Origin of the sequence: Methylobacterium persicinum (genome assembly GCF_022179525.1) — a bacterium.
Lineage (GTDB): Bacteria > Pseudomonadota > Alphaproteobacteria > Rhizobiales > Beijerinckiaceae > Methylobacterium > Methylobacterium persicinum.
This window is the reverse complement of the sequence record NZ_BPQX01000062.1, coordinates 1-8039: the sequence shown is the minus strand read 5'-3', so window position 1 is coordinate 8039 and position 8039 is coordinate 1. Positions and strand designations below refer to the sequence as shown.

Here is an 8039-nt window from a genome sequence, read left to right as displayed (position 1 = left end):
AAGGCCTCATCCTGAGGTGCTCGCGTCAGCGGGCCTCGAAGGAGGGCTCCAGGGATCGCGGAGCCCTCTGGAGCCCTCCTTCGAGGCGGCTTCGCCGCACCTCAGGATGAGGGGAGAGGGTGGGACCGCCGCTCAGCAACCAGTCTTGCAACCATTCCGCGCGGAGCGGGAGTGGCGCTGTCATTCCGCCGCCACCGCCTGAGCCGGCCGCAACCGGGCCATGACCTGCTCGCGCAGGCCGGCGATGTCGAAGGCCCAGACGAGCGCCCCGTAGAGCCCCATCCCCAGCGGCACCAGCACGGCCAGGGCCATGGCGGGCGGCAGGCCCCGGAACGGCGCCAGGGCGAGGCCCATCGCGGCGCAGGCGAGCGCCGCCAAGCCGATCTGACCCCAGGGAAGCACCAGCCGGTCCGAACCGGTCAGCGCCCGCCAGCCCAACCACAGGCAGGCCCCGGCGAGGCCGAGGGTCTGCGCCAGGGCGACGCCGATCCCCCCGAAGACGGGCGGCAGCACGACGAGCCCGATCCCGTTGAGCCCGAGCCCGACCAGGGCTGCGGCGATCACCGGAACCGTGCGGCGGCGGATCTGGAAGGCGGGGTTCACCGCGTAGAACATCATCGCGAGGCAGAAGAGGCCCGGCATCAGCGCGATGCTGTAGGTCTCGAACGGCCCCCGGTAGGCCTCCGGCACCACGAGGCCCTGGAGCGCCGGCAGGACCGCCCAGAACCCGACCGCGCATGGGGCGAGCAGGGCGAAGACCGTGGCGGCGTTCCGGGCCACCTGGGCCTCCGCCGCCGCCCGGCCGTGATGCTCCTCGGCATGGACGGCGATCTGGAACAGGAGGAGGTCGAGGGCCGTGCCCAGGGTCGTGAGGACCCGGGAGGTCACGTCGGCGGCCAGGGCGAAATACCCGGCCTCGGTGAAGCCCGCGTGGCCCGCCACCGCGCCGCGATTCACGAAGGACAGGAGCTGATAGGCCGCGTTGGCGGCGATGAGGGGAAGGCCGTAGCGGGCGAAGACGCCCCAGGTGGCCGGAAGCCGCCCCCGCTCGAAGGACGAGACTGGGTCGCGGAGGGGATGACGCAGGATCACGACCGCGAGGAACTGGCTCAAGCCCGCCGCCGCCAGGACCCAGGCCGGCTGCGGCAGGAACCACGCGGCCCCCGCCATCATCACGAAGGCCAGCACGTTCTTCACGGCCACGAGACCGAGATACAACTTCCCGTCGAATCGGGCCCGGGCCAGAGCGGCGTGATAGTCGAACACGCCGATGCCGAGCGCCGCGAGCCCGGTGCCGCACAGCACCGCCTCCCGCCCGTCGGCCCCCTCGCCGAAGCCGAACCCGCCGCAGATGGCGGCGGCGGCGGCGAGCAGGATGCCGAGACGGAGATAGGCCCGGTCGAGGCCGTGGCGGATCCAGGGCTCGTCTACCCGCACCCGGCCCGAATAGAAGCGCGTCGCCGACAGGCGCAGCCACTCGAACAGCACGGTGTTGAGGACGATGGCGCCGGTGGTCGCCAGGGCGAAGCGGCCGAAATCGGCCGGGCCGAGGAGCTTGGCGATCAGCAGACCGAGGACGAAGTTCAGCCCCGCATTGATGACGAAGGCGGCGATGACGGCCAAGGCGAAAGTCTCGTGCGACGCGTCGGGGCCCGGCGACGCTACCGGCGGTGGCGTAAGAATCCCCTAATCGGGCGCCTTCGGGGCGGGAGCGGGACGGGATCGCATCATTAACCCCGGGCAACGGCGATGGCTGCGCGATCCAGGCTTGAGCGAAGGGCCCGGCGGCGGCAAGATCGACGACGCCCCCCGGATGCATGCCGAATCACGATGCCGCCAGCCCTCGCCAGCGCCGCCCCCGACGACACACCCGAGGCGCGGGAGAAGAGTGCCGGCGCCTTCCGCACCATCAGCGAGGTGGCCGAAGCCCTCGACGTGCCGCAGCACGTCCTGCGCTTCTGGGAGACGCGCTTCGGCCAGATCCGCCCCCTGAAGCGGGCCGGCGGGCGCCGTTACTACCGGCCGGAGGATGTCGATCTCGTCGCCGGCATCCGGCACCTGCTCCATGTCCGCCGCTACACGATCAAGGGCGCCCAGCGGATCATCAAGGAGAACGGCATCCGCTTCGTCCAAGCCGTGGGCCGGGGCGAGGCCGTGGCGGCCCCTCCCCCGCTCCAGGACCTGGAATCGGGGCAGGATCCCGGGACGGACGGGCTTGCCCCCTACGATCCGGCGAGCGCGGCGCTGCCCTCCATCGATCAGGCGGCGCTGGAGGATGCCCTGGAGGAACTTCGGGCCTGCCGCGCGATCCTCGACGCCCTGCGCCAGCCGCCGGAGTGAACGGCCGAGCCTTGGCAAGCATTTGCGGCCCCGGGCGAATCGACCGGTGGAATCGGCGGCCGTGCGGTCCGAACTTTGCAGCGGCAGCGGCGTTGTCGCCCGCATGTCCGCCGCTCATCATAAGTTGTCTCCGAGCCAGGAGCTGATGGCCCGCATCCTGCGGATCGTCCGCGCATGCCCGGATGCGGCCTCGGAAGTGCTCGAACTGATCACCCTCGTGAGTCAGGTCGAGGCCGCCACGGCGGTCGATCCCCGCTACCGGGACGCCCGCCGGGTCATCGCACGCCTGCGCAACCCCCTCTGGGACATGGGCCCCGCCGACCGCGAGAACCTCCTGCGGGCCGCGGAGACGATCCGCCGGGTCTGCCGCCTGAAGGAGGACGACATCCCGGCCTCGCCGATCGCCGATGCCGGAGAGCGGGCGCGGGTCGAGGAGCGCCTCGCCGCCGCCCTGAGCGGCGAGTTCTCGGCGGCCCAGATCGCCCGGGTCACCGGCATCGTGGCGGCGGCCCTGCAGGATTAGCCGCTGCCGCCGGATCGCCGCGCGCCAACCTCTTTTCAGGATGGGGCGGCCCCCTCGACGCCTGCCCTCCACGTCACCACATGCCTAAGATGCGGGCGGATGACCGCTCCCGCGACATCCCGGTCCGCGCCCTGGAGACCTGCCCCGTGACGATCGTTTCCGCCCTCCCCGGTCGCCGCCTCGCCGCCTTTGCCGGCGCCCTCCTTCTCGCCGGTCCTGCCCTGGCACAGACCACCGTGACCCGCTCCAAGACGGTCGCCGCAGGCCAGACGGTGCGGCTTGAGATCGCCCCGAACCTCAAGAAGGATTGCAGCCCCGGACCGATGCCCGAGTTCAAGGTGTCCGGTGCCCCCAAGAACGGCTCTGTGATCACCAAGGTCGGCAAGCTGAAGACCCCGGCCAGCTACCGGTGCCCGAACAAGGAAGCCGCTGTCCAGGCTCTCTTCTACCAAGCCAATGCAGGCTATAGCGGACAGGACGAGGTGACTTTCGAGGTCAAGTCTTCCGACGGCCAGGTGCAGACCCAGACGATCAAGATCACCGTCGGCGGCGCCAACGCCAAGCCGTCGTCCGATGCCAAGAAAGAAGGCACTGACCTCTAAGAGCGAGGCAGTCGAATTCGCTCAATGCATCGTTTTTCGGCGCCGGCTGCAATGCCCACTGGAAGATTACCACTCCGTCATTTGACGAGTGTGGTACTCGTTCCACCGGGTGTTGCACGCAATCAACGTGATTGCAGCGTCTTCACCGCGCTGCGACAAATGGCGGGCCTGTCGGTTGCATCCGAGGCGGGACAGGATGAAGCTGTCCAGGTCTGAGAGGGTGACGCGAATGCCTATGCAAGCGACGAACGACCTCTTCCAGAGCTTCGCCCGCGGCTATGAAGCACGCCGCGACACGGAGATGAGCCTCTCCGAATATCTTGAAGCCTGCCGCGACGAGCCCCTGATGTACGCCTCCGCGGCGGAGCGCATCCTGGCGGCGATCGGCGAGCCGGAATTCGTCGATACTGCTAAGGATTCGCGGCTGGGCCGCATCTTCATGAACCGGACGATCCGGACCTATCCGGCCTTCCGGGAATTCTATGGGATGGAAGAGACGATCGAGCGGATCGTCTCGTTCTTCCGCCACGCGGCGCAGGGGTTGGAGGAACGCAAGCAGATCCTCTACCTGCTCGGGCCGGTGGGCGGCGGCAAGTCCTCCCTCGCCGAGCGGCTGAAGCTGCTGATGGAGGTCCATCCGATCTACGTGCTCAAGGCCGGCAACGAGGTCTCCCCCGTCTTCGAGAGCCCGCTCGGGCTGTTCGACCCGGAGGTGATGGGCGAGGAGATCCAGCGCCGCTACGGCATCCCGCGCCGCCGCCTCACCGGCCTGATGAGCCCCTGGGCCCTGAAGCGCCTGGACGAGTTTGGCGGCGACATCTCGCGCTTCACGGTCATCAAGGTGCGCCCGTCGCGCCTGCGGCAGATCGGCATCGCCAAGACCGAGCCGGGCGACGAGAACAACCAGGACATCTCCAGCCTCGTCGGCAAGGTCGACATCCGCCGCCTGGAAACCCTCTCCCAGGCGGATCCGGACGCCTACTCCTATTCCGGCGGCCTCAACCGGGCGAACCAGGGCGTCCTGGAATTCGTCGAGATGTTCAAGGCGCCGATCAAGATGCTCCACCCGCTGCTCACCGCGACGCAGGAGGGCAACTATGTCGGCACCGAGAATATCGGCGCGATCCCGTTCACCGGTGTGATCCTCGCCCACTCGAACGAGGCCGAGTGGCAGACCTTCAAGACCAACAAGAACAACGAAGCCTTCATCGACCGCATCTACGTCATCAAGGTGCCCTACTGCCTCCGGGTGACGGAGGAGCAGAAGATCTATGACAAGCTGATCTCCAGCTCCGAACTGTCCGACGCCGCCTGCGCGCCGGGCACCCTGGAGATGCTGGCCCGGTTCGCGGTTCTGTCCCGCCTGCGGGAGCACGCCAACTCGAACCTGTTCTCCAAGATGCGGGTCTATGACGGCGAGAGCCTGCGCGAGGTCGATCCCCGCGCCCGCTCGATGCAGGAGTACAAGGACTCGGCCGGCGTGGACGAGGGCATGGACGGGATCTCGACCCGCTTCGCCTTCAAGGTGCTGGCTGCGACCTTCAACCACGACACGACCGAGGTGTCCGCCGACCCCGTGCACCTCATGTACGTGCTCGAGCAGTCGCTCCGCCGGGAGCAGCTCCCGCCGGAGACCGAGAAGAAGTATCTGGAGTTCATCAAGACCGAACTCGCGCCGCGCTACGCCGAGTTCATCGGCCACGAGATCCAGAAAGCCTACCTCGAATCGTACCACGATTACGGCCAGAACCTGTTCGACCGGTATATCGACTATGCCGACGCCTGGATCGAGGACCAGGACTTCAAGGACGCCGAGACCGGCCAGCTCATGAACCGGGAACTCCTGAACCAGGAGCTGACCAAGATCGAGAAGCCGGCCGGCATCGCCAACCCGAAGGACTTCCGCAACGAGGTGGTGAAGTTCGCCCTGCGCTCCCGGGCGCAGCATGGCGGGCGCAACCCGAGCTGGACCAGCTACGAGAAGCTGCGGGAAGTGATCGAACGGCGCATGTTCTCCCAGGTGGAGGAACTGCTCCCGGTCATCTCCTTCGGCTCCAAGAAGGACGGCGACACCGAGAAGAAGCACGGCGAGTTCGTCGAGCGCATGGTGTCCCGCGGCTACACCGAGCGGCAGGTCCGCCGTCTGGTGGAATGGTACATGCGGGTGAAGCAGGCGGGCTGACGGGCGGGTTCCCCAACCCTCAGCCGCCACAGTTTCGGACGATCGGCCGGCGAGACTTCAAGTCGGCCGGACACGCGGGCGAGGGTTTGAGCACCTGATGCACATCGTCGACCGACGCCTCAATCCCGGGGGCAAGAGCCTCCCCAACCGTCAGCGCTTCCTGCGCCGCGTCAAGGACGTGGCGCAGCGGGCGGTGCGCGAGTCCGCCCGGGAGAACGACATCAAGAACCTCGGCAAGGACGGGCGCGTCACCGTGCCGGTGGATGGGGTGCGTGAGCCGCGCTTCAGCCGCCAGCCCGGCAGCGGCCGGCACGACCATATCCTGCCCGGCAACAAGACCTACGTGGAGGGCGACACGATCGACCGCCCGCCGGGCGGCGGCGGGAGCGGCGGAGGCTCAGGCGAGGGCGGCGACGGGGGCGAGAACAGCGAGGACGCGTTCCAGTTCGTCCTCACCCGGGACGAGTTCCTGGAGCTCTTCCTGGAGGACCTCGAACTGCCCGACCTCGCCAAGCGGCGCCTGTCGGTGGTCGAGACCGAGGGGATGCGCCGGGCCGGCTACACCATCACCGGCTCGCCCGCCAACCTCGCCCTGACCCGGACGCTGCGGAACTCCATGTCCCGGCGGATCGCCCTCAAGCGGCCGAAGCCCGACGAGGTCGAGGCGCTGGAAAAGCGCATCGCGGCCCTGCGCGAGGGCGACCCGGCCCGGGCCGACCTGGAACAGTCCCTGACGCTGCTGCGGGAGCGGTCCAAGCGCATCCCCTATGTCGATCCGATCGACCTGCGCTTCCGCCGGTTCGAGCCCTACCCGCGCCCCATCGCGCAGGCGGTGATGTTCTGCCTGATGGACGTGTCGGGCTCGATGACCGAGCACATGAAGGACCTCGCCAAGCGGTTCTACATCCTGCTCCATATCTTCCTGACTCGGCGCTACCGGCACGTCGAGATCGTCTTCATCCGCCACACCGACCGGGCGACCGAGGTGGATGAAGAGACCTTCTTCGGCTCCCGGGAGACCGGCGGCACGCTGGTCTCCTCCGCGCTGATCGAGATGAAGCGGGTGATCGCCGAGCGCTACGACCCGAACGATTGGAACATCTACGCGGCCCAAGCCTCCGACGGCGATAACGTGTCGAGCGACGGCCCGACGGCGACGGACCTGCTGCGGGCCGACATCCTGCCGGCCTGCCAGCACTTCGCCTATCTGGAAGTGGGCGACGAGAACGGGCCGCGGGCGGGTTTCGTGGAGCACCGCACCACCCTGTGGCGGACCTACGAGGCCATCGCCAAGGCCGGCGGGCCCATCGCCATGCGCAAGGTCAACCACCGCCGGGAGATCTACCCCGTGTTCCGCGAGCTGTTCAGCCGCAAGGACAAGGCGGAGGCGTGAGCCGATGGGCATGGCTCGCTCCAGGACCTGCGCCGCCTGCCCCGCGTCTTTGCGAGCGGAGCGAAGCAATCCAGGGCGGCGGGACGTTTCAAGGCGTAGCGGATCCCTGGATTGCTTCGCTCCGCTCGCAATGACGGTCGGTCGTCCGAGACGGCCCGGTTCCCCTCGTGGGAACATCCGCGCGATCCTCCGGGAGATGCCATGACACGCCTCGCACCCCCAAGAATCGTCCGCGCCGACAAACCCCTGTTCACGGGGAACGACTGGGATTTCGACACCATCCGCCGCATCCACGATGCCTGCGAGGCGGAGGCGAAGAAACTCGGGCTGTCGTGGTACCCGAACCAGATCGAGATCATCACCGCCGAGCAGATGCTGGACGCCTATGCCTCCATCGGCATGCCGCTGTTCTACAAGCACTGGTCCTTCGGCAAGCACTTCGCCCAACATGAATCCGGCTATCGCCGGGGCCTGATGGGGCTCGCCTACGAGATCGTCATCAACTCCGACCCGTGCATCTCCTACGTGATGGAGGAGAACACGGCGACGATGCAGACGCTCGTCATCGCGCATGCCGCCTTCGGCCATAACCACTTCTTCAAGAACAACTATCTGTTCCGGCAGTGGACCGACGCCGAGGGCATCCTCGACTATCTCGACTTCGCCAAGGGCTTCATCGCCCGCTGCGAGGAGCGCTACGGCCACCAGGCGGTGGAGCAGGTGCTCGACGCCGCCCACGCCCTGATGAGCCAGGGCGTCCACCGCTACCCGCGCAAGAAGCGGCCCGACCTCGCCTCCGAGCAGCGCCGGGAGCGGGAGCGGGTCGAGCATGGCGAGCAGATCTACAACGACCTGTGGCGCACCCTGCCGAACAAGCCGGGCGCCGCCCCCTCCGATATGGCCGCCGAGCGCCGCCGGGCCCTGCTGGAACTTCCCCAGGAGAACATCCTCTACTTTCTGGAGAAGGTCGCGCCGCGCCTGCGCCCCTGGCAGCGGGAG

7 protein-coding genes are annotated in these 8039 nt (G+C 68.1%); 6 read left to right on the top strand and 1 reads right to left on the bottom strand.

The features are described 5' to 3' along the window. Positions 1 to 180: 180 nt before the first annotated feature. Positions 181 to 1623: a polysaccharide biosynthesis C-terminal domain-containing protein gene (locus MFF22_RS22295; protein WP_238252822.1), complete on the bottom strand. Its 1443-nt coding sequence runs from the start codon at positions 1621 to 1623 to the stop codon at positions 181 to 183. A gap of 207 nt (positions 1624 to 1830) precedes the next feature. Between MFF22_RS22295 and MFF22_RS22290 the strand changes: the two genes are divergently transcribed. The 6 genes from MFF22_RS22290 to MFF22_RS22265 all read left to right on the top strand — a co-directional run. Further along, on the top strand, positions 1831 to 2340 hold the full coding sequence (locus MFF22_RS22290; RefSeq protein ID WP_238252821.1) for a MerR family transcriptional regulator: 510 nt from the start codon (positions 1831 to 1833) through the stop codon (positions 2338 to 2340). Positions 2341 to 2443: 103 nt separating this feature from the next. Further along, complete coding sequence (locus MFF22_RS22285; RefSeq protein ID WP_238252820.1) at positions 2444 to 2863, top strand: hypothetical protein; 420 nt, start codon at positions 2444 to 2446, stop codon at positions 2861 to 2863. A gap of 80 nt (positions 2864 to 2943) precedes the next feature. After that, complete coding sequence (locus MFF22_RS22280) at positions 2944 to 3465, top strand: Ig-like domain-containing protein (RefSeq protein WP_306424696.1); 522 nt, start codon at positions 2944 to 2946, stop codon at positions 3463 to 3465. A gap of 229 nt (positions 3466 to 3694) precedes the next feature. Then, on the top strand, positions 3695 to 5647 hold the full coding sequence (locus tag MFF22_RS22275; protein WP_238252819.1) for a PrkA family serine protein kinase: 1953 nt from the start codon (positions 3695 to 3697) through the stop codon (positions 5645 to 5647). Positions 5648 to 5744: 97 nt separating this feature from the next. Further along, positions 5745 to 7040, top strand: a complete 1296-nt coding sequence (locus MFF22_RS22270; RefSeq protein ID WP_238252818.1) for a YeaH/YhbH family protein — start codon at positions 5745 to 5747, stop codon at positions 7038 to 7040. 201 nt (positions 7041 to 7241) lie between these two features. Further along, positions 7242 to 8039 (top strand): SpoVR family protein (locus MFF22_RS22265; protein ID WP_238252816.1); only part of this gene is annotated, 798 nt, incomplete at its 3' end.

Coding starts and splice junctions, on each gene's coding strand:
- MFF22_RS22290 (WP_238252821.1), top strand. CDS start 1,831: ATGCCGCCAGCCCTCGCCAGCGCCGCCCCCGACGACACACCCGAGGCG.
- MFF22_RS22285 (WP_238252820.1), top strand. CDS start 2,444: ATGTCCGCCGCTCATCATAAGTTGTCTCCGAGCCAGGAGCTGATGGCC.
- MFF22_RS22280 (WP_306424696.1), top strand. CDS start 2,944: ATGCCTAAGATGCGGGCGGATGACCGCTCCCGCGACATCCCGGTCCGC.
- MFF22_RS22275 (WP_238252819.1), top strand. CDS start 3,695: ATGCCTATGCAAGCGACGAACGACCTCTTCCAGAGCTTCGCCCGCGGC.
- MFF22_RS22270 (WP_238252818.1), top strand. CDS start 5,745: ATGCACATCGTCGACCGACGCCTCAATCCCGGGGGCAAGAGCCTCCCC.